This is a genomic window from Paramagnetospirillum magneticum AMB-1 (genome assembly GCF_000009985.1).
Taxonomy (GTDB): domain Bacteria; phylum Pseudomonadota; class Alphaproteobacteria; order Rhodospirillales; family Magnetospirillaceae; genus Phaeospirillum; species Phaeospirillum magneticum.
Window position 1 is genome coordinate 4,557,424 of sequence record NC_007626.1, and the last position, 25,637, is coordinate 4,583,060.

At 66.7% G+C, this 25,637-nt stretch carries 19 protein-coding genes and 1 tRNA gene; 12 read left to right on the forward strand and 8 right to left on the reverse strand.

Annotation, left to right across the window (positions count from 1 at the left end; all coding sequences use genetic code 11):
- Positions 1–6 precede the first annotated feature (6 nt).
- Together AMB_RS20985 and AMB_RS20990 are read right to left on the reverse strand one after the other, a co-directional pair.
- The gene (locus AMB_RS20985; RefSeq protein WP_043747115.1) at positions 7–1,224 is read right to left on the reverse strand and encodes an MFS transporter; all 1,218 of its coding nucleotides are present in this window, start codon (positions 1,222–1,224) and stop codon (positions 7–9) included.
- Positions 1,225–1,312: 88 nt separating this feature from the next.
- Positions 1,313–2,206, reverse strand: a complete 894-nt coding sequence (locus AMB_RS20990; RefSeq protein ID WP_011386499.1) for a LysR substrate-binding domain-containing protein — start codon at positions 2,204–2,206, stop codon at positions 1,313–1,315.
- A gap of 238 nt (positions 2,207–2,444) precedes the next feature.
- Between AMB_RS20990 and AMB_RS20995 the strand changes: the two genes are divergently transcribed.
- Positions 2,445–3,551 (forward strand): carboxypeptidase-like regulatory domain-containing protein, encoded by a 1,107-nt coding sequence (locus AMB_RS20995; RefSeq protein WP_043745489.1) that lies wholly within the window; start codon positions 2,445–2,447, stop codon positions 3,549–3,551.
- 195 nt (positions 3,552–3,746) lie between these two features.
- Here AMB_RS20995 and AMB_RS21000 read toward each other — a convergent pair.
- Both AMB_RS21000 and AMB_RS21005 read right to left on the reverse strand, forming a co-directional pair.
- Positions 3,747–3,822 (reverse strand) — tRNA-Thr (locus AMB_RS21000).
- 97 nt (positions 3,823–3,919) lie between these two features.
- Positions 3,920–4,339, reverse strand: a complete 420-nt coding sequence (locus AMB_RS21005) for a tellurite resistance TerB family protein (protein WP_011386500.1) — start codon at positions 4,337–4,339, stop codon at positions 3,920–3,922.
- A gap of 104 nt (positions 4,340–4,443) precedes the next feature.
- Between AMB_RS21005 and AMB_RS21010 the strand changes: the two genes are divergently transcribed.
- The 3 genes from AMB_RS21010 to AMB_RS21020 are packed head-to-tail and all read left to right on the forward strand — an operon-like array spanning position 4,444 to position 7,941.
- Positions 4,444–4,815, forward strand: coding sequence for a response regulator transcription factor (locus AMB_RS21010; RefSeq protein WP_011386501.1), 372 nt, complete (start codon positions 4,444–4,446; stop codon positions 4,813–4,815).
- Complete coding sequence (locus AMB_RS21015) at positions 4,812–5,432, forward strand: chemotaxis protein CheC (RefSeq protein WP_011386502.1); 621 nt, start codon at positions 4,812–4,814, stop codon at positions 5,430–5,432. Before AMB_RS21010 ends, AMB_RS21015 begins: the two co-directional genes overlap by 4 nt.
- Positions 5,433–5,439: 7 nt before the next feature.
- The gene (locus tag AMB_RS21020) at positions 5,440–7,941 is read left to right on the forward strand and encodes a bifunctional diguanylate cyclase/phosphodiesterase (RefSeq protein ID WP_011386503.1); all 2,502 of its coding nucleotides are present in this window, start codon (positions 5,440–5,442) and stop codon (positions 7,939–7,941) included.
- Positions 7,942–8,028: 87 nt separating this feature from the next.
- Here the strand turns inward: AMB_RS21020 and AMB_RS21025 are convergent, their stop codons facing one another.
- Entirely contained in the window at positions 8,029–9,309 is a 1,281-nt protein-coding gene (locus AMB_RS21025; RefSeq protein WP_011386504.1) for a DUF3422 family protein, read from the reverse strand.
- A gap of 75 nt (positions 9,310–9,384) precedes the next feature.
- On the opposite strand from AMB_RS21025, the gene tldD reads away from it, so the two are divergent.
- The 3 genes from tldD to AMB_RS26870 all read left to right on the forward strand — a co-directional run bounded on the left by tldD (position 9,385) and on the right by AMB_RS26870 (position 13,933).
- Positions 9,385–10,818 carry a metalloprotease TldD gene (gene tldD / locus AMB_RS21030; RefSeq protein ID WP_043745493.1) on the forward strand — a complete coding sequence of 478 codons (1,434 nt, stop codon included), beginning with the start codon at positions 9,385–9,387 and terminating at the stop codon, positions 10,816–10,818.
- Positions 10,819–11,074: 256 nt separating this feature from the next.
- The gene (locus AMB_RS21035; protein WP_011386505.1) at positions 11,075–13,462 is read left to right on the forward strand and encodes a bacteriohemerythrin; all 2,388 of its coding nucleotides are present in this window, start codon (positions 11,075–11,077) and stop codon (positions 13,460–13,462) included.
- Positions 13,463–13,807: 345 nt separating this feature from the next.
- Positions 13,808–13,933: a hypothetical protein gene (locus AMB_RS26870; protein ID WP_269446046.1), complete on the forward strand. Its 126-nt coding sequence runs from the start codon at positions 13,808–13,810 to the stop codon at positions 13,931–13,933.
- Here AMB_RS26870 and AMB_RS21045 read toward each other — a convergent pair.
- The 3 genes from AMB_RS21045 to AMB_RS21055 form a co-directional block, all read right to left on the reverse strand.
- On the reverse strand, positions 13,928–15,235 hold the full coding sequence (locus AMB_RS21045; RefSeq protein WP_011386507.1) for a CCA tRNA nucleotidyltransferase: 1,308 nt from the start codon (positions 15,233–15,235) through the stop codon (positions 13,928–13,930). The two genes, AMB_RS26870 and AMB_RS21045, sit on opposite strands and share 6 nt — an antisense overlap.
- Positions 15,236–15,361: 126 nt before the next feature.
- Positions 15,362–16,057: an NUDIX hydrolase gene (locus AMB_RS21050; protein ID WP_043745500.1), complete on the reverse strand. Its 696-nt coding sequence runs from the start codon at positions 16,055–16,057 to the stop codon at positions 15,362–15,364.
- Positions 16,006–16,569, reverse strand: coding sequence for a DUF1285 domain-containing protein (locus AMB_RS21055; protein WP_011386509.1), 564 nt, complete (start codon positions 16,567–16,569; stop codon positions 16,006–16,008). The genes AMB_RS21050 and AMB_RS21055 overlap by 52 nt, the downstream gene beginning before the upstream one ends.
- 25 nt (positions 16,570–16,594) lie before the next feature.
- On the opposite strand from AMB_RS21055, the gene AMB_RS21060 reads away from it, so the two are divergent.
- From AMB_RS21060 to AMB_RS21080, 5 genes are all read left to right on the forward strand, one after another.
- Positions 16,595–17,587, forward strand: a complete 993-nt coding sequence (locus AMB_RS21060; protein ID WP_011386510.1) for an AAA family ATPase — start codon at positions 16,595–16,597, stop codon at positions 17,585–17,587.
- Positions 17,584–21,048, forward strand: coding sequence for a double-strand break repair helicase AddA (gene addA / locus AMB_RS21065; protein ID WP_011386511.1), 3,465 nt, complete (start codon positions 17,584–17,586; stop codon positions 21,046–21,048). Before AMB_RS21060 ends, addA begins: the two co-directional genes overlap by 4 nt.
- 59 nt (positions 21,049–21,107) lie before the next feature.
- Positions 21,108–21,716 carry a TetR/AcrR family transcriptional regulator gene (locus tag AMB_RS21070; RefSeq protein ID WP_011386512.1) on the forward strand — a complete coding sequence of 203 codons (609 nt, stop codon included), beginning with the start codon at positions 21,108–21,110 and terminating at the stop codon, positions 21,714–21,716.
- 193 nt (positions 21,717–21,909) lie between these two features.
- Positions 21,910–23,592: a methyl-accepting chemotaxis protein gene (locus AMB_RS21075; RefSeq protein ID WP_043745502.1), complete on the forward strand. Its 1,683-nt coding sequence runs from the start codon at positions 21,910–21,912 to the stop codon at positions 23,590–23,592.
- 293 nt (positions 23,593–23,885) lie between these two features.
- Complete coding sequence (locus AMB_RS21080) at positions 23,886–25,592, forward strand: nitrite reductase (RefSeq protein WP_011386514.1); 1,707 nt, start codon at positions 23,886–23,888, stop codon at positions 25,590–25,592.
- Positions 25,593–25,637 lie beyond the last annotated feature (45 nt).

Sequence of the window (25,637 nt, forward strand, 5' to 3'; positions counted from 1 at the left end):
GCCCCCTCACGCCTGGACCGGGCGAGCAAGCCCCGCCGGCGTATTGCCGATGGGAAAGTGCAGCAGGGCCGCCACCAGTCCCGAGGCAGCCGTCGCCGCCCAGATCAGGGAATAGGACCCGGTCAGGTCCAGCACCAGCCCCCCCAGCCAGGCCCCGAGAAACGAGCCGATCTGATGGCTGAGGAAACACAGTCCGAACAGTGCGCCCAGATGCTGCACCCCGAAGATCCGGGCCACCAGCCCGCTGGTCAGGGGCACCGTCCCCAGCCAGGTCAATCCCATGATCGCCGCGAAGATCACCACGGATATCTCGCTTTTGGGCAGGGCGACGAAGGTGGTGATGGCGGCTCCCCGGATCAGGTACAGCCAGCCCAGCACCGGCCCCTGGGCGAAGCGCCCGCCCAGCCAGCCGCATCCCCAGCTTCCCGCCATGTTGAACAGCCCGATCAGCGCCAGTGCCATGGCGCCCAGGCCCACCGGCATATGGCACAGGGACAGGTAGCCCGGCAGATGGGTGGCGATGAAAGCCAGTTGGAAACCGCAGGCGAAGAACCCGACGGTCAGCAGGCGATAGCCCCGGTGACGCGCCGCCTGCGCCAGGATGGCCCCGAGCGGCGGACCGGCCGAGGATTGCGGCGGGACCGGCTCGTCTCGGCGAAGAAAGAACCCCAGGGGCGCCGCCGCCAGGATCACGGCGGCCAGGACCAACAACGACCAGGCCATGCCGCCGCTTGCGGTGACCGACTGGACCACCGGGACCAGGAGAACCTGCCCGAGCGACCCGCCGGCGCTGGCCAGACCCATGGCCATGCTCCGGGTTTCGGGCGGCGCCATCTTGCCGATTGCGGTCATGACCACGCCGAAGCTGGTGCAGCTGATCCCGATCCCCACCAGCAGGCCCATGCCGAGGACGAGGGCGGCGTCGCTGGCCACCAGGGCGGACAGGGCCAGCCCCCCGGCATAGGCAAGCGCACCGAAGCCGATCACCGGCAAGGCGCCATGGCGGTCGGCCGCCGCGCCGGCAAAGGGCTGCGCCAGCCCCCAGGCCAGATTGTGCAGGGCGATAGCAAAGGCGACCAGGGTGACGGGCACCCCGCGATCATAGGAAAACGGCCCGAGGAACAGGCCGAATGTCTGGCGGGTTCCCATGGCGGCGCTCATGATCAGCGCCGCCGACACCACCGCCAGAATCATCGTGCGGCGCCGTGTGTCGTTTGTCTTCATCTCGACCTCCATCCTGAACCCTCAGAATGGAAAGCGGCCATGACGGCGGCAAACGAGAAGCCTTCGCGGATGGATGAGGACTCCTCATCTATCCGGCAGAGTCCACCTGGGCGATCAGCCAGCGCTTGAAATTGCGGAGATCGGGCCGGTGCTCGACGGCATCGGAACAGACCAGCCAGTAGGCGGATTCGGTGGCGGCAACCTCCGGCCCCACCTCCACCAACGAGCCGTCGGCCAGTTCGAGGTCTACCAGAGGCTTGCGCCCCAGCGCCACCCCCAGCCCGGCCCGGGCGGCCTCGAAGGCCAACTGGATGGCATCGATGCGAATGCCGCCGGCGAGGTCCAGCCCCCGTGTCCCCGTGGCGTCGGCCCAGGCGGACCAGTCCTCGCTGACCGAGACCACATGGATCAGCGTCGCGCCACAAAGCCCCGGACCTCCCCCGGCGGCGGACAGGCTCGCGGCATAGGCGGGCGAGCAGACCGGAACCAATCGCTCCGAGAACAGCCGCGTCCAGGCCGCCCCGGCCAAAGGAATACGGCTCATGCGGATGGCGAAGTCGAATCCGTCCACCGGAAAACTGACCTGACGGTGAGAGGTGTCGACGGAGACGGACAGCTGGGGCCAGCGCCGGCTGAATTCGGGAAGCCGCGGCAGGAGCCAGCGCGAGGCGATAGTCGGGGCGCAACTCACCGAGATGCCCCGCTCTCCCGGACCGCCCGGCAGGCGCTGCGTTCCAATGGCGATCAGCGACAGAGCCTCGGAGATATAGGGCAGGTAGCCCTCCCCCTCCGGGGTCAGCGACAGGCTTCGGGTCTCGCGGACGAACAACGCGACGCCCAGCGCCTTTTCCAGCGCCACGATACCGTGGCTGACCGCGCTGGCCGTGACGTTCAGCTCCTGGGCGGCGCGCTTGAAACTCCGATGCCTTCCGGCCGCTTCGAAGAAGCGAAGCGAGGAAAGGGGGGGCAGGCGAAACGGCATGATGGCCTCTCCTCCGATCCCCAGAGCCTACCGGGCAACCCGGGCGGCATCAACCGGCCGACACCACCGTATGGCGCGGCGGGACAGCAAGGACCGCCGCTCTTGCGGGAAAATCAGCGCGAGCCCAACCAAGCAGCCGGACGCAACTGCGCTTTTCACACACCTTTGGTGGTGATACTGTGTTGGACATAACAGATGAGAACGATCATATGTTCACCTGATTCCGGAAGGAGGCAAAATGTCTTCAATCCTGCAACAGATTGGAACACCCCTTCAGCTCATTGCCCTGTTCCTCTTTCTCGTCGCTGGAATTGTCCGGCTGATAGTGAAAACAGGCCGACTGAATTTTGCCCCCGCAACCACGCATCTGATTATAAATCGCATCTTTCAGGCGGCCGTATTGTCGCTCTTGCTAGGAACGGGAGGACCGGCCGTTGCTCCGCTTGCCGACCGCCTGATCAACGGCGAGGACGAAGTCCTCCACGGCGCCGTTCTGTCCACAACCGGAGAGGCGATCCCCGGCGCGACGGTTAACCTGCTGACGTTAGCCACAGAGCCGACCAACACTCTGGGGCAATTTACTATAACAGTCCCGAGAAACCGCAAGCTCAATGAATACAAGATTCAAGTTACGGCGCCAGGCTACCAAACACCAGACATCATTACCGTAAAGCCATCCGACGCAAAAAATATAGAAATTAGAATTTCAAGGGAAATTCAGAAAATCATAAAATCCACCACACCGGATATTATGATTGGGCAATTCCACGGATCACCAATCATTATTGCGTCGATGCGCATTGAGAACTCAGGGACGACACTCGTCCAAATCAGCGACATGACAGCCAAGTTGAACGATGGGACGGCATCCCTTACCTTAGTGCCAATGGGCTGGACAATAATCAGTCAGTTCGGGCAGTTCATGCCAATAACAGGACCACTCCCCATCAACCCAGGGGTAAAAATAGATCTTCGCATACTGATGGCCACAAACATCAATTTTTCAAATATGTCCTCTAAATTGGCAAGTCTTCCAGAATATCAATCGCAAGCACCATGTGCTCCCGGCTTCAATGGATACCCCACACCGTTGACTGACAGAGCCTTTACTATCGTGAGAGACTTTGCCCACGAACGCTTCGCATGGCATGACGGTGACTGGACGTTCCAACTTGATACCGCGGTCGATGGGCAAAAGCAGGCCTTTGAGAGAAAATTCTCCCTCACCAGCAGCGAAGTCATGCAATTGCGCACCTCAATTGGCCTGCTGAGGCAGTGCCAGCCCGCGAACATAGCGATCCCCCTTGCCCAAGATGGCAACATTGCCAATTTCTTGTTCAAATAGGCCTCCTGCCTCCCTTGCCTGCGGAGGCGCCGCTATCGCGACACGACGGGCGCAACGCTCGTTCCGGACACGCGCCCCGCCAAAGCGGGGGCCGTATGAGCCAAGCCGCGTTGGCCGTCAAAACACTGACGCATTGCAAAACAGCAGCCAGCGCCCATTAAGGCACCGCGCTAACCGCTTGTTTTTTCGGGGGAATGGTGCCGGCGAGAAGACTCGAACTCCCGACCCGCGCATTACGAATGCGCTGCTCTACCAACTGAGCTACGCCGGCCCATTGCTGCGACCGGCATCGAGAGCGCGGTCGCGGGCCGGAAAGTAGCGCTGTGCCGACGGATTTGCAAGAGCCTGTCGCCACACCTTTGCCGCGGTCAGGCGTGCACCGGCAGAATGGCGAAGCGGGCCATGGCGCCGCGCTCGATGGCCGCGGCCGCCAGACGGTCGATGTCCAGGCGATGGCGGAACAGTTCCAGCAGGCGCATGACCTCGCGGTGGGGGTCGCGGTCGGCGGCGGCCACGTCGCAGGCCAGGGCATAGGCGGTCTCACGCAAGCGCGGCGGCAGCGATGCCTTGATCACGTCCAGGATACGGTTCAGGCCGTCGTCGGAATCGAGAATTTCGGCGCAGGCCGCCGTGGTCCGCGTCAGCAGCTCCGGATCGTAATCCCGAAAGATGGGCAGGAAATTGACGATCTCGCCGATCATGCGCAATTCCGGATCGGTCATGTTGCCATCCGCGGCGGAAACCATGACCATGACGTAAATAAGGGCCGCGTGGTGACTGATCATCATGGTGCTCTCCCGCGCCAAGCCTTGAACTGGACTTTACCCTTGCGGCGCGGCAAGGCGTCAAGCATAGATTTGTAGGATCCTTGAGGCATCGCCGGAGTAAATTCATGTCGGGCCGCACCGTGCTATTGGTCGATGACAGCCGTGTCGCCCGTATGATGACGCGTTCGGTGGTGGAAAGCGCCTGTCCCGACTGGGTCATCTGGGAAGCCTCCTCGGGCGAGGAGGCGTTGGACCTGGCCTTGACGACACCTCCCGATTTCGTCCTGCTGGACGTCAACATGCCCGGCATGGGCGGGCTGGAGGCGGCCCGGCAATTCCGCGCCAGATTTCCCGCGGTGGCGGTTTCCCTGCTGACCGCCAACATCCAGGATTCCATCCGCGACGAAGCCTCCCAGCTTCAGATCGGGTACATCTCCAAGCCCTTGCGGGACGATCTGCTGATCCGGTTCCTGACCGGCGGGACGCCGGCGCCATGACGGAATTGATCGGCGCGCTGGAGCGCGATGCCGTCGGAGAGATCCTGAACGTCGCCATCGGCCAGGCGGCGGCGTCGCTGTCGCGGATGGTCGGCGACCGGGTGGCCCTGTCCGTCCCCTTCGTTGAATTCCTGCCGCCGGCCGAGGCGGCCGAGCGCCTGGACGCCACCACGGGCGGCGCCGATTCGGTGGCGGTGCGCCAGCATTTCTCCAGCAGTTTTTCCGGCGACATCCTGCTGATCTTCCCGGAAAAGCGCAGCCTGGACCTGGTGCGGTCCATGCTGGGCGATTCGGTGCCCATGGACTCGCTCACCGAGTTGGAGCAGGAGGCGTTGCTGGAGGTGGGCAACGTCATCCTCAATGCCTGCCTGGGCAGCCTGGCCAACCAGCTGGGTCTCGTCATCGAAAGCTCGCTGCCCATCTATCTGCGCGGCCGCGGCGCCCGCATCCTTGACGCCAAGCACCCGGACACCGAGCTGGTGATGTTCCTGAGGGTGGATTTCTCCCTGACCGCCAAGGGCGTCCAGGGCCATCTCGCCTTCGTCATGGACATCGTCTCGGCGCGGCACTTCGCCGATGCGGTCTCCGCCTATGTGGCGCGCGTGGTCGGGAGATAGCCCCCAGATGACGATCTCGGCCAGCGACACCTTCCTGCGTTCCCTGACCGATGCCACGGAGATGGGCGTCATCCTGCTCGACGACGAAGGCCGCGTGACCCTTTGGAACGCCTGGCTGGTGGAATCGTCGGGCATCCGGGCACGCGACGCCATGGGGCGCACCATCGCGGAGCTGTTTCCCTCCCTGGCCGACGGCCGCGTCGCCGAGGCCGTCGAGCAGACCCTGGCGAACGGCCTGTCGGCCATGCTGTCGTCGTCGCTCAACCGCATGCTGTTCCCGCTGACGCGGAAGGGATCACGCCCCGACCGGCGCGAAACCATGCACCAGATCGTGGTGATCAAGCCGCTGGATGCCGACGGACGGCGCACTGGCCTGATCCAGATCTTCGACGTCACCAGCATGGCATCGCGGGAGACCCTGCTGCGCCAGCAGGCCCGCACCATGGAGGCGCTGGCCGAGAATTACCGGCTGTCGGAGCTGCATAACCGGGCCATCGTCGACAACACCGCCGACGCCATCGTGACCTTCGGCGAGGACGGGGGCATCGGCACCTACAACCCGTCGGCGGAACGCATCTTCGGCTATGCCCCGCCGGAAATCGTCGGCAAGCAGATCTCGCTGCTGATCCCCGAGCTGATAAAGCCCGATCCCTTCCTGGACCACCGCACCGAGGTGGTCGGCGTGCGCAAGACCCGCGCCCACTTCCCGCTGGAGCTGTCGCTGGCCTCCATGGAACTGGGCGGCCAGCGGCTCTATGTCGCCATCGGCCACGACATCACGCTCCGCAAGGCCAACGAGGCCGAGCTGGTGAATCAGAAGGAGTGGCTGACCACCCTGATCAACGCCCTGCCTGACCTGATCTGCTTCAAGGACGGCAAGGGGCGCTGGCTGGTGGCCAACCAGTTCTACCTGGATCTGGTGGGGCTGTCGGGGGTGGATTACGTCGGGCGCACCGGCCCGGAACTGGCGCGCCTGTCGCACAATTTCCAGGAATTCCTGACCACGGCCAAGGAGACCGACGAGCGGGCCTGGAAGGACGGCAAGCCGCTCAGCTACGAAAAGGCCATGGAAACCCCGTCGCGGGGCACCAAGGTCTTCGACATGCTGAAGATCCCCCTGTTCAAGCCGGATGGCCGCCGCAGCGGTCTGGTCCTGGTCGGCCGCGACGTCACCGAACGCAAGCTGGCCGCCGCCCGCATCCAGCATCTGGCCCACCACGACGCCCTGACCGAGCTGCCCAACCGCGTCCTGTTCCAGGAACGCCTGCGCCAGAGCCTGGCCCAGGCCAAGCGGTCCGGGTGGAAGCTGGCGCTGATGTTCCTCGATCTCGACAAGTTCAAGGACATCAACGACACGCTGGGCCACCATGTGGGCGACCTGCTGCTGCGCGCCGTGGCCAAGCGCCTGACCCGCTGCGTGCGCGAGACCGACACGGTGGCGCGCCTCGGCGGCGATGAATTCGCGGTGATCCTGACCAATCTCGACGATCTGGAAGGCGCCTCGCGGGTGGCGGAAAGCATCATCGCCGGCATCGCCGATCCCTTCGGCCTGGACGAGCACGAGGTCAGGACCAGCACCTCCATCGGCATCACCCTGTATCCCGACGATTCCATCGACGCCGACCAGTTGCTGAAGAATGCCGATCTGGCCATGTTCCGCTCCAAGGCCGAGGGGCGGAACAATTATCACTTCTACGTGGCGCAGATGGATGCCGAGGTCCGCGCCCGCAAGCTGATCGAGAACGATCTGCGCCAGGCGCTGGGCACCGAGCAGCTTGAGCTGCACTACCAGCCGCTGGTGGAGATGAGCTCGCGCCGCATCGTCGGCTGCGAGGCCCTGCTGCGCTGGAACCACCCGACGCGGGGCTGGGTGCCGCCCGGCGAGTTCATCCCCATCATCGAGCGCTCGGACCTGATCGGCCCTCTCGGCCGCTGGATTCTGCACCGCGCCTGCCAGCAGGGCCGCGAGTGGCAGAGGGACGGGCTGGAACCCATGAAGATCGCCGTCAACCTGTCGCCGGCCCAGTTCAAGCAGACCCAGAGCATCATCGCCATGGTGGCCGACATCCTGGACCAGACCGGCTTCGCCCCCGACCAGCTGCAGTTGGAGATCACCGAGGGCATCGCCATGCAGAATGTGGATGCCACCATCGAGGTGCTGCAAAGCCTGCGCGCCATGGGCGTGGTGATCTCCATCGACGATTTCGGCACCGGCTATTCGTCGCTGAACTACCTGAAGCGCTTCCCCGTGGACAAGCTGAAGATCGACCGCTCCTTCGTGGTGGATATCGGCCTGCATCCCGACAACGCCGCCGTGGTGGAAGCCATCGTCAATCTCGGCCACTCGCTGCGCACCCGGGTCAACGTGGAAGGCATCGAGACCAAGGAGCAGTTGGACTTCCTCCAGGCCCACAAGGTGGACGAGGCCCAGGGCTTCTATTTCAGCAAGGCGGTCCCCGCCGACCAGTTCGCCCATCTGGTCCGCACCAAGAGCCCGTGGCCCGCATAGCCCTTTTTTCTTGGATAAATCAAAGGGAGGCTTGGAGGCATCGCCTCCAACCGGGGACCGGGGCGGGAGCCCCGGGGAAGGGCCGCCTCACTCCCCCTTGTGGCTCAGCGCCTTTCTGAGGCGCCGCACCCCCAGCCAGACGGCGGCGGCCACCACCGGCAGGCCGATCAGCCCGGCCAGGTCGTAATCCACCGGCAGGCCGACGGATTTCAGCCCCTTGGCCAGATAGCCGATCAGGCCCAGCAGGTAATAGCTGATGGCCACCACGGACAGGCCCTCCACCGTCTCCTGCAACCGCAATTGCAGCTCGGCGCGGCGGTTCATGGAGTTCAGCAGGTCGCGGTTCTTCTCTTCCAGGGCGATGTCCACCCGGGTGCGCAGCAGATCACCGGCCCGCGACACCCGGGTGGCCAGCAATTGCTGGCGCTCGGAGACTGATTCGCAGGTCTTCATGGCGGGACCCAGGCGCCGGTCGACGAATTCGGCGAAGGTCTGCAGGCCGGGAATGCGGTCTTCGCGCAATTCCTCGATGCGGCGGCAGACGATGGCGTAATAGGCCTTGGCCGCCGACATGCGGAAGCTGGTGGCGGCATCCAGGCGCTCGGCCTCGGCGGCCAGCCGGGTGAGATGCTCCAGCAGGTCGCGGTCGTTCTGCTGCACCGCCGGGTCGGCCAGCTGGCTGACGATGCCGGCCAGCTCGCGGTCGATGCGGGCCACCTCGGGCGCCGACTGGCGCGCCAGGGGAAAGGCCAGCAGCGCCATCATGCGATAGGTCTCGATCTCCAGCAGCCGCTGGACGAGGCGTCCGGTCTGGCCCCGCGTCAGGCCGCAATCCTTGAGCACGACGCGGGAAAAGCCGTCGGCGTGCAGGCGGAAATCGGTCCAGGCCTCGCCCGCCCCCCACAGCACCTTGGCGCCCACCAGGGTGTTGCCGTCGAACAGCGGCCCCAGATCGTCGGGCAATTCCTTGGTCACCAGCACGTGGACGGCGGTCATGGCCTCGCCCGGCATGGTCTCCAGCCAGGACGCCGGCAGCATGTCCAGCGCCGTATGGGCGAATCCGTCGTCGAACGGATCGAAGCGCATCACCGTATAGGTGGAGAATTCGGAATGCCGCTCCCAGCGCAGGCGAAAGCCGCCCAGGTCGCGGATGAAGTATCCGGCGCCGTCGCCGGGCGGCTCGGCCCCGTGGGAGGCCAGCAATTGGGTGAGATGCTCGCGCTCGTCGGCGGGATTGGCCCCCACCATGGCCAGTTGCGAGGCCCGCACCGGGGCGGACAACAGCTCGTAGGGCCGGGCGTGGACCTCGCCGGCCAGGCTTCGCCGCTGGGCGTGTTCATTGAGCCGGATTGGCAAGCCTTCGGCCATTGCCCATATGTCTCCGATAAGAGATGCTGCTTCGTCAGGTTTACACCACTCAGCCCCTTTCCGTCAGGAGCCTTTATGTCCAACCTCGCCGTGGCCCAGGATCTGTTCTTCACCCAAACCGGCCTCGACGCGGATGGATTGCGCCGCATCGTCGCCGAGGCGCTGACGGGCGCCGATGACGGCGAACTGTTCCTGGAATACCGCCAGTCGGAATCCCTGGTCCTCGACGACGGGCAGATCAAGAGCGCCAGCTTCGACACCACCCAGGGCTTCGGCCTGCGCGCGGTGGCGGGCGAGGCCCACGGCTACGCCCATGGCTCGGACCTGTCGGCCGAGGCCATCCGCCGCGCCTCGGCCACGGTGCGCGCCGTGCGCTCGGGCCATTCGGGCACCATGGCCCAGGCCCCGGCCGGCGGCGCCAAGCCGCTTTACACCGGAATCAACCCCCTGGCCCAGGTCCCCTTCGAGGACAAGGTGCGGCTGCTGGAGGAGATCGATTCCTACACCCGTTCCCGGGACAACCGGGTGCGGCAGGTGACCGCCTCGCTGGCCGGGTCGTGGCAGGCGGTGACCATCCTGCGGGCCGACGGCACCCTGGCCGCCGACATCCGCCCCATGGTGCGCCTGGGCGTCAACGTGGTGCTGGGCGACGGCGACCGCATGGAGACCGGCGGCCACGGCATGGGCGGGCGCATCGGCTATGGCGGCGTCATGGGCCTCGCCGACTGGCAGCATTGCGCCGACGAGGCGCTGCGCCAGGCCTCGGTCAATCTGGGCTCGATCCCCGCCCCGGCCGGCGAGATGCCGGTGGTACTGGGGCCGGGCTGGCCCGGCGTCATGCTGCACGAAGCGGTGGGTCACGGGCTGGAAGGCGACTTCAACCGCAAGGCCACCTCAGCCTTCACCGGCAAGATCGGCACCCGCGTCGCCTCGCCTGGCGTCACGGTGATCGATGACGGCACCATTCCCGACCGGCGTGGCTCGCTGTCCATCGACGACGAGGGCACGCCGACCTCGCGCACCGTGCTGATCGAGGACGGCATCCTGGTGGGCTACCTTCAGGACCGCATGAACGCCCGCCTGATGGGGGTGGCCGCCACCGGCAACGGCCGGCGGCAATCCTATGCCCACGCCCCCATTCCGCGCATGACCAACACCTTCATGATGGCGGGAGACAAGGACCCGGCCGAGATCATCGCCTCGGTGCCGCGCGGGATCTACGCCGTCAATTTCGGCGGCGGACAGGTGGACATCACCAACGGCAAGTTCGTCTTCTCGGCCTCCGAGGCCTATCTCATCGAGAACGGCAAGGTCGGCCCGGCGGTCAAGGGCGCCACCCTGATCGGCAACGGCCCCGACGCCATGACCCGCGTCACCATGATCGGCACCGACCTGGCGCTGGACCCCGGCATCGGCACCTGTGGCAAGGACGGCCAGGGCGTGCCGGTGGGCGTGGGACAGCCGACGCTGCGCATGGACGGCCTGACGGTGGGTGGAACGGCCGTGTGATCCGCCGGACGGCGCCCGGCGCCCCTCCGCGAGCCGCCTAAAAAGCGCACCCCACCTTCGTCATAGCATGACGATGCGAGTTGCCCTGGGCTGACGTATAATGGGCGACAACTAAAACATCCCCCGCCCCAGGGGGATCTGATGTCGTCCCTGTCATTTGGAGAAATCGCCGGTCCATTGGCCCCTTGTCTTATCCGTACGTCATGACCATTCCGGCCGTTTTCCGAGCAGCGACTCCTTTTGAAGGAGGCGTACCATGCGAAACCCACTCTCCCGATTCTCGCTCAAGATTCAGATCGGCTCTCTGGTCGCCTTGGCCGGGCTGGTTCTGTCGACCCTGTTGGCCGTGGACCTGATGGAGCAATCCATCGCCGATCGCGCCAACGCCATTGCCGCACGGGAGACGATCATCGGCGATCAGGCCGGCGCGGTGGATCGTGCGCTGCTCAATGCCCGCCGGCATGAGAAGGACTTCCTGCTGCGCGGCGAAGCCAAGTACATTGCCCAGCATGCCGAATCGATCCGCGCCGCCCGGGCCGCCCTGGACGGCATGACTTCGGCCATGGTCACCGACGATGTCCGGCATCCTCAGATCGACGCCGTCCGCAAGGGCCTGACCACCTATGTCGACGCCTTCCGCGTCCTGACCGAACGGCACATCCTGGTCGGCCTGACCGTGAACGACGGCCTGACGGGGGCTTTGCGCAAATCGGTCCACGAGATCGAAAGTGCGCTCAAATCCCATGATGACCCGCCGCTTGCGGTCGCCATGCTGACCATCCGGCGCGACGAGAAGGACTTCTTCGCCCGCCTCGACCCCAAATATCTGGACGAGATGGCGCAGAACTATGTGGATTTCGAAAAGGCGCTGTCGGTGTCGGCCGTTCCCGCCCGGGATCGCCCGGCGATCCTGAACCTTCTGGCCGACTACCGGCGTGATTTCACCGCCGCCGCCGAGGCCTCCCTGGCCATGGTCGGCGACGGCACGGTTCTGGCCTCGAGCTATGCCAGCGTCCAGCCGCTCATCGATGCCCTGGACGACGAGGCCCTGACGGCCATGAAGGTCGCCAAGGAACGCGCCCACCAGGCCGACGAGACCGCCGGCCGGATGATGCTCTCCGTCATGGCGTCCGGCTTCGCCATCATGGTGGTGATCGGCACGCTGATCGCCCGCTCCATCTACGGCCCCATCACCGCCATGACCGGGGTGATGGGCGAACTGGCGGGCGACAATCTGTCGGTCACAGTGCCCTTCACCGATCGCGGCGACGAGCTTGGCGGCATGGCCAAGTCGGTGGGGCATTTCAAGGATCAGCTGATCCGCGTCCGGCAACTGGAAGCCGCCCAGGAAGAGCAGAAGCGCCGCGCCGAGGCCGACCGGCTGGCCGCCATGCGCAAGCTGGCCGATACCTTCGAGGGCAGCGTCGGCAAGGTGATCGAGACCGTCACTTCCGCCGCCACCGAGCTGGAAGCGGCTTCGGGCCAGATGGCGGGCACCGCCACCGAGACCAGCAGCCAGGCCACCACCGTGGCGTCGGCGGCCCAGCAGGCGTCGACCAATGTCCAGACCGTGGCCTCGGCCACCGAGGAACTGGCTTCCTCCATCAAGGAGATCGCCCATCAGGTCGAACGGTCGCAGGCCGTGTCGCACCATGCCGGCGATGAGGCCCACACCACCACCATGCAGGTCCAGGCCCTGTCGGCGAATGTCGGCAAGATCGGCGAGATCGTCAAACTGATCAACGACATCGCGTCGCAGACCAACCTGCTGGCCTTGAACGCCACCATCGAGGCGGCCCGGGCCGGCGAGGCGGGCAAGGGCTTTGCCGTGGTGGCCGGCGAGGTCAAGGATCTGGCCAACCAGACGGCCAAGGCCACCAGCGAAATCGCCGGTCAGATCCAGGCGGTGCAGGACAGCACCCGCGTCGCCGTGCACGCCATCGAAAGCATCTCCAAGGTAATCGCCGAAATGGGCGAGATCAGTTCCGCCGTCGCCGCGGCGGTGGAGCAGCAGACCGCCGCCACGGGCGAGATCGCCCGCAATGTGGAACAGGCCGCCGAGGGCACCCAGGAGGTGACCCGAAACATCGTTTCGGTCGAGCAGGCCGCCAAGGAAACCGGCCAGGCCGCCGAGCAGATTCGGGAATCCTCGGGCGAGCTGTCCCGGCAGGCCGAGTTCCTGCGTCATGAAGTCGGGCAGTTCCTGATCCAGGTCCGCTCCGAGAAGAAGGATATGGTCCTGCTGCATTGGGATCGCGACCTGGAGGCCGGCGTGACCTCCATCGACCGCTATCACCAGGAAAAATTCGAGCACATCAATGAGTTCTATCGCCAGATGATGTCCGAGGACGGCGGCAAGGCGGCCATCGCCCTGCTGTCCGAGATCGACCGGTCCATCCAGGGGCATTTCGGCGAGGAAGAAGCCCTGATGGCGAAGTGCGGCTATGGCGACGGCGAAGCCCATCGCCGCAGCCACAAGGCCTTCCAGGAGCGAATTCGCGCCCTGAGAACCGGCATCGAGACCAACCACCCCGAGGCCGTGTCCCAATTGTTCGACTACGTCTCGGACTGGTTCCCCGACCATATCCGCAACGAAGACATGGCCCTCGCCCTGTTCCTGCGGGACAGGAAGATGGCCGCCTGAAGTGAGAGGCCCGATGGGGCGCGATGACGGTCGCGCCCCGTCGGCTAAGGTTCAGACACTAACCCTTCAGGCGAAGAACCACTTGTAAATGGCCGTTGTTTTTTTAACTTCTCATATACGCATGCCCAGGTGCCCATAAGTTTTTCATGGAATAATCTGTGCGGGTAAAGAGGGGGGAGCGCGCCATTGGCGGTTCCCCCTTTATTGTCCGAGAAGGTTGTCCTTATGGTAAAAAACGGCCCTAATGAAGGCCCCTGTGGCTGGGAAAAGCGTTGCTCGCCCCTGGATGTCGATGAGTTGCACCACGTGCTCAACTGCGCCTCGGGGCGAGGGTGCAATCAATGCGTGAAGTGTAGCGAGCTGGCCCTGGAGCAGATCCTGCACCAAGCCCGCAAAAGCGGTCGCGGCGTGCTCACCGGGCTCGAGCGGCTTGAGAACGACATGGAATTCGCCGGCGCCTTCGGTCTATAGCCCCGCCGCCATCAGGCCTCGCAGCCTGTCCAGGCATTGGGAACGGTCAGGACGGTAATCCAGGTCTTCCCACCACGCCTCCACCGCGGCCAGAAGGCTGCCGATCCGCGGTCCGTGCGGAACCCCCAATTCCAGCAGATCACGCCCCTTGACCGGCAACTCCACCGGCTGCCAGTCGCGGGCGGCATCGAGCAAGGCCGTCCAGCACCGGGACTCGGCGGCATCGGGGCGCGCCTCGGTCGAGCGCCGCGCAGCCCAGGCCACCATCACCAGATCACGGAACTCGTCGCCGCCCACCTTGCGCAAGGCCCGCCGGGTGGCGGGACCGTCCATGGCGAAACCCACGTGGACCCGCGGCGCCGCCATGGCGGCCACCCGCTTGGCCTGCACCCCCGACAGCTTGAGACGCTCGCCCAGGTCCAGGGCTCCGGCCCGGTCGGTGGCCAGCAGGGCGGCCAGGCGGCGCATGGAATCGGGACGGATCTCGGGCCGGGCCAGTCCGCGACGCTCCAGCCAGGCCAGGGTCCGCAGCCGCCCGAACTCCTTCGCCTCCGGCAGGATGTGCGCCAGGATGCCGTGGCTGTGCATGACCAGCAGGGACGGCGTGGGGTCGTCGGCCAGCAGCAGGCGGACCAGCTCCCCCGCCACCCGCTCGCCCGACAGGCCCTTCAGCCGGTCGGCCATGCGGCGGCAGGCGTTGAGCGCCCGGGTCTCCATGGCGATGCCGCGGCCGTAATGGGCATGGAAGCGGAAGAAGCGCAGCAGGCGCAGCGCATCCTCCTCGATGCGCTTTTCCGGCTCGCCCACGAAGCGCACCCGGCCCGCCGCCATATCGGCGATGCCGTCAAAGGGGTCGTAGACGTTGCCTTCGGGATCGGCCGACAGGGCGTTCATGGTGAAGTCGCGCCGCGACGCATCGGCCCGCCAGTCGTCGGTGTATTCGATGCGGGCGTGGCGGCCGAAGCTCTCCACGTCGACCCTGAGCGTGGTGATCTCGTAATGGGCCTTGCCGATCACCGCCGTCACCGTGCCGTGGTCGATGCCGGTGGGAATGGCATGAATCCCCGCATCGTCCAGCAGGGCCAGCACCCGCTCGGGCGGGTCGGGGGTGGCGATGTCCACATCCTTGATGGGACGCTTCAGCAGGGCGTCGCGCACGCAGCCGCCGACGAAGCGCACCCGGGCCCCCTCGGCCTGCAGCGCCGCCACCACGGCGCGGGTCTCGGCGGCGTCCATCCAGTCCTGCGGCCCCAGTAGGCCGATGGGATCACCGGGATTGAGGTGAAGGCGGGTGTTACTCATGCCGGACCACCGATGTCATTCCGACGACCATCGGGAGGAGGAATCTCATTCTGAACCGGCGGTTCCGTCGCGGGAACGGCGCGCCAAGCGGAGATCCCTCGCCTACGCTCGGGATGACGGTCATGGTCATTCCGAGGTCCTGCCGGTTTCGCGAGGAACCAGCACTTCCGACAGGTTGACCAGGATTCCGGCGGTGGCGCCCCAGATCAGCCGGTCTTCCCAGGTCAGCGCCCAGAACGGCCGCTGGAAGCCCCTGACTTCGCGGCTTTGAAGCTGGTGGTTGGCCTGGTCCAGCACGAAGGCCAGCGGCACCTCGAACACCTCGGCCACCTCGAAGGAATCGGGGGCCAGCGTGAAGGGCGGATCGATGACGCCGACCAGCGGCGTAATGATGAAGCCGGTCCCGGTGGCGTAGTCGTCCAGACGGCCCAGCAGGCGGACCAGATGGCGGGACAGGCCGGTCTCCTCCTCGGTTTCGCGCAAGGCGCAGGTGGCGAAGTCGCCCTGGTCCTCGGGTTCGAGCCGCCCGCCGGGAAAGCTGATCTGGCCGGGATGGTGGGCGAGATGGGCGGTGCGCTTGGTCAGCATCACGGTCAGGCCCTCGGCGCGCTCCACCAGCGGCACCAGGACGGCGGCCGGCGTCAGGCTGTCATCGGTGGTGGCGGTGCCGGGGCGCACGGCGCCGCCCTGGACCATGGCCTCCAGGGCCGAGTCCGAGCGCCCGCCCGGGTCGAACCCGTCGGTCAGCCGTCGCGCGATCACCTCGCGCGTCAGTCGGGAAGGTCCAGCCTCCCCAATGGAAAAAAGCTCCCGCTGCTCCATAGGCCGTAAACCGCTTCTCCCTCCCGGTCCTCCTCCCACCCTTGAGCGACCAGTTCGTAATAGACGGAGCGGGTGAGGCGCGCCTCGATCCCGTTCCGCACGGTGACGTAGGGCGACGGCTCCCCCGAGCCCTCCCCTTCGGCAATTCTCAACGGATGGTCGGCGTCGACGGTGACCATCTCGTCCATATTGGTGCGAAAGCTGACCACCATGTCGCGGCCGCCACCGCAGGTGAACATCTCGACCGCCAGGAAGGGAACATCCTCCACCTCGATGCGGCCCATTTCGCCCGGTGTGATCAGCAGATAGCCGCCGTCCTTGGACCGGTACAGCACCGAGGCGAACAGGCAGACCATCTCTTTGCGGTTGATCGGCGAGCCATGGTAGAACCAACGTCCCTGCCGGTCGATGCGGATACCGAGATCACCGCAATACTCGGGCAGTTCGCCCGGGTAATCCACATCCGGGGGGGATTCGGTCAAAGGCTGGTTCAATCGGCCGCTCCTGAGCATTCTTCTCCTGCGAGGCGCCAATTCCATGACACCGCACACCAGTTCCGCCGCCCCGCAAGACGAGATCGCCGCCCTCGAATCCCGCCTGTCCGAGGCCCGCGCCGCCATCGGCCGCGTGATCTTCGGCCAGGACGAAGTCATCGATCAGAGTCTTATCACGCTGCTGGCGGGGGGTCACGCCCTGTTGATCGGGCTGCCCGGCCTGGCCAAGACCCGGCTGGTCCACACCCTGGGCATCGTGCTGGGCCTGGACGACAAGCGGGTGCAGTTCACCCCCGATTTGATGCCCGCCGATATCCTGGGCTCCGAGGTGCTGGAAGAGGGCGCCGGCGGTGCGCGCGCCTTCCGCTTCATCCAGGGGCCGGTATTCTGCCAGCTGCTGATGGCCGACGAGATCAACCGCGCCGGGCCGCGCACCCAATCGGCCCTGCTGCAGGCCATGCAGGAGCACCACGTCAGCGTGGCGGGCGCCCGCCAGGACCTGCCCCGGCCGTTCCACGTCCTGGCCACCCAGAACCCGCTGGAGCAGGAGGGCACCTACCCCCTGCCCGAAGCGCAGCTCGACCGTTTCCTCATGCAGATCGACGTGGGCTATCCCGACCGTGACGCCGAGCGCCGCATGCTGATCGACACCACCGGCGCCGTCTCGGCCGAGGCGGAACGGGTCATGGGCGCCGACGACCTGCTGGCGGCCCAGGCCCTGGTCCGGCGCATCCCGGTGGGCGATGCGGTGGTGGATGCCATCCTCAACCTGGTGCGCCAGGGCCGCCCGGAAAGCACGTCGCTGGATCTGGTCCGCCGGGCGGTGGCCTGGGGGCCGGGCCCCCGCGCCGCCCAGGCGCTGATGCTGGCCGTCCGGGCCCGCGCCCTGCTCCAGGGCCGCCTGTCGCCATCGGTGGACGACATCCGCGCCCTGGCCGCGCCGGTGCTGCGCCATCGCATGGCGCTGGGCTTTGCCGCCCGGGCCGACGGCATCACCCTGGCCCAGGTGATCGAGGCCCTGGACGGCACCCTATGACGGACGGCTCCGTCCTTTCTTTCGACGCCGACCAGCGGCAGCGCCGGGCCGCCGACCCCACCGCCAGCGTCTGGGTGGCGGCCAGCGCCGGCACCGGCAAGACCAAGGTACTGACCGACCGGGTGCTGACCCTGCTGCTGGCCGGCACCCCGCCTCACAAGATTCTCTGCCTGACCTTCACCAAGGCCGCCGCCGCCGAGATGTCCAACCGCATCGCCGGGCGGCTGGGCCAGTGGGCCACGGCCCATGACAGCGACCTGGCCGACGACCTGGGGAGATTGCTGGGCCGGGCGCCGTCCCCGGGCGAGATGACGGGGGCGCGCCGCCTGTTCGCCGCCCTGCTGGACGCGCCGGGCGGCATGCACATGGAGACCATCCACGCTTTCTGCCAGTCGCTGTTGCGCCGCTTTCCCCTGGAGGCAGGCATCGCGCCCCATTTCCAGGTGATGGACGACCGCGACGCCGGCGAGCTGCTGGAGGCCGCCAAGCTGGAAATTCTTTCCCAGGCCCGCATGGGCGACGGCGCCCTGGGGGGCGCCCTGGCCCTGGTGACCTCCCGCGTGCATGAAACCGCCTTTCCCGAACTGATGGGCGAACTGACCGCCGAGCGCGGGCGGCTGGAGCGTCTGTTCGAGCGCCATGGCGGAGTCGAGGGCGCCCTGGCGGCGCTGCGGACCCGGCTGGGGCTGGAGGCGGGCGACACCCCGGACTCGCTGCTGGCCTGGGCCACCGATGAGGCCCATTTCCAGGGCGAAGGCCTGCGGGAAGCCGTGGCGGCGTTGCTGACCGGCTCGGACTCCGACCGCAAGCGGGGCGAGGCCATGGCCCGCTGGCTGGCCGATCCGGCGGGGCGGGAAAATGGCTTTGCCGGCTGGTGCGCCCAGTTCCTGACCGCCGAGGGAGGCATCCGCAAGACCCTGGCCACCAAGGCGGTGCGCGAGGGCTTTCCCGGCGTCGAGGATTGCCTGCTGGCCGAGGCCGAGCGCCTGTATCGCCTGACCGAGAGGCTGCGGGCCGCCCGCATCGCCGAGGCCACGGGGGCGCTGCTGACTCTGGGCGGCGCCCTGCTCGCCTCGTATCGCCGCGCCAAGACCCATCGCGCCCTGATGGATTACGACGACCTGATCCTGGGCGCCCGCGACCTGCTGGCCCGGCCGGGTGTGGCGCCCTGGGTGCTGTACAAGCTGGACGGCGGCATCGACCACGTGCTGATCGACGAGGCGCAGGACACCAATCCCGACCAGTGGGCGGTGGTGGAGAAGCTGACCGAGGAATTCTTCGCCGGGCGCGGCGCCCGCGAAACGTTGCGCACCGTCTTCGCGGTGGGCGATGCCAAGCAATCCATCTACTCGTTCCAGCGGGCCGACCCGCGCGAATTCGAGCGCATGCGCGAGGCCTTCGCCACCCATGTGCCCGCCGCCGGCGGCAAGTGGGAGGTGGTCGACCTCAACCTGTCGTTCCGCTCGGCTCCCGCCGTGCTGGAGGCGGTCAACGCCGTCTTCGCGCCGGGACGGCCGGGCCGCGACGGAGTGGCCGGGGACGAGGACATCACCCACCTGCCCCACCGCGGCGGCCAGGCCGGACGGGTGGAGGTCTGGCCCGTCGTCGAGCCCCGCCCCGCCGACGAGCTTCCCGCCTGGAAGCCGCCGGTGGAACGCATCAGAGGCGATTCGCCGCGCACCCGGCTGGCCCGGCTGATGGCGGCGCGCATCCGCGCCATGATCGACGGCGAGGTCCTGGAGTCCAAGGGCCGTCCGGTGCGGGCCGGCGACGTGCTGGTGCTGGTGCGCCGCCGGGGCGGCTTCGTCGAGGATCTGGTGCGCGAACTGAAAAGCCGCAAGGTGGAGGTGGCCGGCGCCGACCGCATGGTGCTGACCGAGCAGATGGCAGTCATGGACCTGATGGCGCTGGGCAATTTCCTGTTGCTGCCCGAGGACGACCTGACGCTCGCCACCGTGCTGAAGGGGCCGCTGGTGGGGCTCGGCGAAGACCAGCTTTTCACCCTGGCCCATCATCGCGGCAAGGATGTGGGGCTGTGGGAGGCCCTGCGCCAGGGCGTCGCCGACGAGGGCGGCGTGTTCGAGGCGGCCTTCCGCCGGCTCTCGGAGCTGCTGGCCCAGGCCGACCGCGTCTCGCCCCATACCCTCTATGCCCGGGTGCTGGGGCCGCTGGGCGGGCGCCGGCGCCTGCTGGCCCGGCTGGGGCTGGAGGCCGAGGATTCCATCGACGAGTTCATGTCCCTGACCCTGGCCTTCGAGCGCGCCCACCCGCCCTCGCTTCAGGGCTTCCTCCACTGGCTGGAGGCGGGCGCCCTGGAGATCAAGCGCGACCTGGAGCAGGCGGGCCGCGACGCGGTGCGCATCATGACCGTGCATGGCTCCAAGGGCCTGCAGGCGCCCATCGTCTTCCTGCCCGACACCATGCAGGTGCCCACCCGCTCGCCCCGCCTGCTGTGGCTGGGCGAGGGCGAGGGCGAACTCCCCGCCTGGCCGCCCCGGGCCGAGGACATGGATTCCGTGTGCCGCCAGGGCGCCGACGCACGCAAGCAATCGCGGGAGCGGGAATACCGCCGCCTGCTCTACGTGGCCATGACCAGGGCCGAGGACCGGCTGGTGGTCTGCGGCTGGCGCGGCCTGAAGGCGGCGCCCGAGACCTGCTGGCACGCCCTGGTCCAGTGCGCCCTGGCCCCCACCGCCGCCGCCTTCGACGATCCCTTCCTGGCCAAGGCGGCCGAGACCGCCGAAGGCCCGGTGCTGGTCCTGGCCAATGCCCAGACCGCGCCGCCGGAAAAGGAAAAGGGCGCCGGGCCGGGAGCGGGGCAATCCTCGCCGCTGCCCGACTGGGCGCTGCTCTCCGCCGAACCGGAGCCCATCCCCCCCCGGCCGCTGGCCCCGTCGCGGCCCGAGGGCGAGGAGCCGACCGTACGCTCGCCTCTGGCCGAGATGGACGGCAAGCCGCGCTGGCAGCGGGGCAAGCTGATACACCGCCTGTTGCAGACCGTGCCCGACCTGCCGCCCCCCGACCGCTCGCGCGCCATGTTGCGCTTTCTCGCCCGCCCGGCCTGGGGCCTGGAAACGCCCGAGCAACTGGCCATCGCCAACGAGGTCTCCGACATCCTCGACCATCCCGGGCTGGCCGGGCTGTTCGCTCCCGGCTCCAGGGCCGAGGTGCCGCTGGTCGGACGCATCGGCGACCGGGTGGTCTCGGGCCGCGTCGACCGGCTGGCGGTCAGCGACACCGAGGTGGTGATCGCCGATTACAAGACCAATCGCCGCCCCCCCGCCACGCCCGACGAGGTGCCCGAGCTTTACGTCCGCCAGATGGCCGCCTACCGCCTGGCCCTGGCCTGCATCTATCCCAGCCATCGGGTGCGTTGCGTGCTGGTGTGGACCGACGGCCCCCTGCTGACCGAGATTCCCTCCGCCCGCCTGGACGACGCCCTGGCCGGACTGGTGGAATAACCACACTTTCCCCTTCCCAAAACTGAACTGGTTGGTTTAGTTTTGCGGCTGGAGGTGCCATGACCCAAACCCGGACCCGGTCCAAACCCTCGGCCAAGCGCGAGGCCATCCTCGACGCGGCCCAGCGCCTGTTCCTGGTGGAAGGCTATGCCGCCACCAGCATGGACGCTGTAGCGGCCGGGGCGGGCGTGTCCAAGGCCACCATCTACGCCCATTTCGAGGGCAAGGATCAGCTGTTCGCCGCCATCATGCACCGCCGGTGCGAAGCATCCTTCGTCTTCGCCTCGCCGGACGAGAGCTTCGACGCGGTGCGGACCTTCACCACCTATGCCGAGCGCCTGCTCACCCTGCTGATGACCCCCGACGCACTGGCTCTTTACCGGGTTGTGGTCGCGGAATCCGCCCGCACCCCGGAACTGGCCCAGGCGTTCTATGACACCGGCCCCACAAGAGGCAAGACGGCCATTTCGGCCTCGGTGGTCAGGTTGCAGGAACGGGGCGAACTGGTGGCCGAGGTCGACCCCCTGGTCATTGCCGACCAGTTCATCGGCATGCTGCGGGCTGAAACATACCACCGTGCCCTGCTTGGCCTGCCCTCTGGCCGTTCCATCGGAGACACGGTGGCCCATGCGGTGCAGACGCTGATCCGCGCCTACGGCAAACGGTAGAACCCCCTATTTCCTTCGTGATGCGATCCATCCTCCAACGGATAGCGCGTCACAATATTGTTGTTACAAACAACAGTTATATGTAACAACATATGCAACGATGTCGCCCGGATCAACCGGACGGACCGAAGAGAACAAACGGGAATCAGGCTTCATGGCCCCGCCGGACCACCGGCGTGGCGAGGGAGGAGTCATGCGTCTGGCAGATGTGAGAATCGGCGTGCGTCTGTTCGCCGGATTCGGGCTGATGATCATCATCACCGGGGCGCTGGGGCTGTTCTCCAGCCTGCAATTGCGTTCCATTTCGGCCCATACCGAGTTGCTGTACCGCCACCCCTTCACGGTCTCGACGGCCCTGTCCGAGGCCGATGGCGGCATCATCGCCATGCACCGGGCCATGAAGGATCTGGCGCTGGCCTTCGAGGACAGCGATATCGCCAAGGCCGAAGCGGCCATCGATGCGGCGGAAAGCCGGGTCGTGAAGAAACTCGACACGGCGCGCGAGCGCTTTTTGGCCGACCGGGCGGTCTTCGACCAGCTGGGCAAGGCTCTGGCGGCGTGGAAGCCCATTCGCGCCGAGATCGTCGAGATGATGAAGCAGGGCCGCAGCGTCGAGGCCGCCGACTTGACCAAGGGCGCCGCCGCCAAGCAGGCGGAGGAGATCCAGACCCTGATGGCCTCGGCCATCTCCCTGGCGGCCGAGGATGCCGCGCGCTTCCGCGAGAAGGCGGAAAGCGAGCAAGTGAGTGCCGGGCTCTCCCTGCTGGTGTCCTTCCTTGCCTTCGCGGTCGCCGGCCTGGGGCTGGCCCTGCTGGTCACCCGCTCGCTGACCCGGCCGCTCGAAGCCCTGCGCACCTGCATGGCGAGCATGGCCACCGGCGATTACGAGGTGGCGGTGCCCGGCGGCGAACGCAAGGACGAGATCGGCGCCATGGCCCGCACCCTGAACGTCTTCGCCGAGAATGGCCGGCAGATGGGGCGGCTGGCCGAGGACCGCCGCGAGGCTGACCGCCGCGCCTCGGTGGAACGCCGCGAATCCCGCCTGGCCCTGGCCGCTGAATTCGAGGAGAAGGTCACCGCCGTCATGGGGCGCCTGTCCGAGGCCGCCGCCGAGATGAGCCATGCCGCCCAATCCATGTCCGGCGTGGCCGCCGACGCCTCCGGCCAGGCCAGTTCGGCGGAGAGCGCCGCCGATACCGCTTCGGCCAATGTGCGCAATGTGGCCGAGGCGGCCGACGAACTGTCCCACTCCATCGCCGCCATCGAGCGCCAGGTGGCCGCCTCTTCGTCCACCACCGCCGAAGCGGTGGGCAAGGCCGAGCGCGCTTCGGCCAACGTGGCCGGACTGGCCACAGCCGCCGAGCGCATCGGCCAGGTGGTGGACCTCATTACCTCCATCGCCAAGCAGACCAATCTTCTGGCCCTGAACGCCACCATCGAAGCCGCTCGTGCCGGGGAGGCCGGCAAGGGCTTCGCCGTGGTGGCCAGCGAGGTCAAGAATCTGGCCAACCAGACCGCCGGCGCCACCGACGAGATCTCCACCCAGATCGCCCAGGTCCAGTCGGCGACCGGCGAGGCGGTGGCGGCCATCGGCGATATCGTGCGGATCATCGGCGACATCAGCGCCGCCGTGGGCTCCATCACCCAGGCCGTCGCCGAGCAGCAAAGCACCACCCGGCGCATCTCCGACAGCGTCAGCGCCGCGGTGGGCGGCACCGAGGAGGTGGTGGGCAGCGTCGGCCGCGTGGCCGCCGCCGCCGCCCAGGCAGGCGATGCCGCCTCCCTGGTGCTGGGCCAGTCGAACGGCGTCGCCCGACGCACCGACGACCTGATGGGCGAGGTGGAAGCCTTCATCGAGGGGATAAGGGCCGGGTAGAACCGGCGGCCCGTTCGGAAGGAATTGATAAGCGTCAAGCGGCACGACGCACAGCATCGCCCAGGCCCGTCACGGCCTGGGCGATGCCGTTTTCACGGTCGGCGCATCGTGACTAAAATCAATATAGAACCAGTAAGATTTACGACCTTCATTGTCGTTGCGCTTAACGATTATTGACATTTGTCATTTGATGAATGTCAAATTATTATCGTTTACTTGATTCAATCCCACACAGAGATTACGGTCTCCCCCGCCGGAATTGCCGGTGATTTTGACTTGCCCAGGGGAAACCGATGAAGGCAGCGACTTGGATGATGGCGGCACTGGCGGTCGCCTGGGCCGGGACGGCCATGGCGGAAGAGAAACCCGCCCATGGCGCCGGCGAGCATTATGAAACCAGCGGCGACCAGCTCCGCGCCGCCCCCATGAGCCAGCCGGGCGCCCAGCCCGGACCGCAGTTGAGCGCGGCCGAATTCACCAGGGCAAAGCAGATCTATTTCGAGCGCTGCGCCGGCTGTCACGGCGTGCTGCGCAAGGGCGCCACCGGCAAGCCCCTGACCACCGACATCACCCGCGAGCGCGGTTTCGACGCGCTGAAGGCCTTCATCACCTACGGCTCGGCGGCGGGCATGCCCAACTGGGGCTCTTCGGGCCAGTTGTCCGAGGCCGAGGTGGACCTGATGGCCAAATACCTGCTGAACGAGCCGCCGCAGCCGCCGGAATTCGGCATGGACGAGATCAAGGCCACCTGGAAGGTTCAGATTCCGGCGGACAAGCGTCCGGCCAGGAAGATGAACACCCTGGACCTGTCCAACCTGTTCTCGGTGACGCTGCGCGATTCGGGCGAGATCGCCCTGATCGACGGCGCGTCCAAGAATATCGTCAGCATCATCAAGACCGGCTACGCCGTCCACATCTCGCGCATTTCCGCCTCGGGCCGCTATCTCTACGTCATCGGCCGCGACGCCAAGATCAACCTGATCGACCTGTGGATGGAAAAGCCCGAGACGGTGGCCGAGGTGAAGATCGGCATGGAGGCCCGCTCGGTGGAGACCTCCAAGTTCAAGGGCTTCGAGGACAAGTACGCCATCGCCGGCGCCTATTGGCCGCCCCAGTTCGTCATCATGGACGGCAATACGCTGGAGCCGAAGAAGATCGTCTCGACCCGCGGCATGACCTCCGACAAGCAGGAATACCACCCCGAGCCCCGCGTCGCGTCCATCGTCGCCTCGCACTTCAAGCCGGAATTCGTGGTCAACGTCAAGGAAACCGGCCTGATCCTGCTGGTGGACTACTCCGACATCAAGAACCTGAAGGTCACCTCCATCGAGGCCGAGCGGTTCTTGCATGACGGCGGCTTCGACGCCTCCAAGCGCTACTTCCTGGTGGCCGCCAACGCCCGCAACAAGATCGCCGTGGTCGATACCAAGGAAGACAAGCTGGTGGGCATGGTCGAGGTGGGCGCCACTCCCCATCCGGGCCGCGGCACCAACTTCGTCCATCCCAAGTTCGGCCCCGTCTGGGCCACCGGACACCTGGGCGACGACAGCGTGGCGCTGATCGGCACCGATCCCAAGGGCCATCCCAAGCAGGCCTGGACCAAGGTGGCCTCGCTGACCGGCCAGGGCGGCGGTTCGTTGTTCCTGAAGACCCACCCCAAGTCCAAGAACCTGTGGGTCGACACCACGCTTAACCCCGACGCCGACGTGGCGGCCTCCATCGCCGTGTTCGACATCAACAACCTGGACAAGCCCGCCGAGGTGCTGCCCATCGCCAAGTGGGCCGGCATTTCCGACGGCGCGCCGCGCGTCGTTCAGCCGGAATACAACAAGGCCGGCGACGAGGTGTGGATCTCGGTGTGGAACGCCAAGGACAAGGTCTCGGCCATCGTGGTGGTGGACGACAAGACCCGCAAGCTGAAGTCAGTGATCAAGGACCCGCGTCTGATCACGCCCACCGGCAAGTTCAACGTCACCAACACTCTGCACGACGTGTACTGAATTCCCTTGAATCGAAGCGGGGCGGCTCTCCAAATGAGGAGAGCC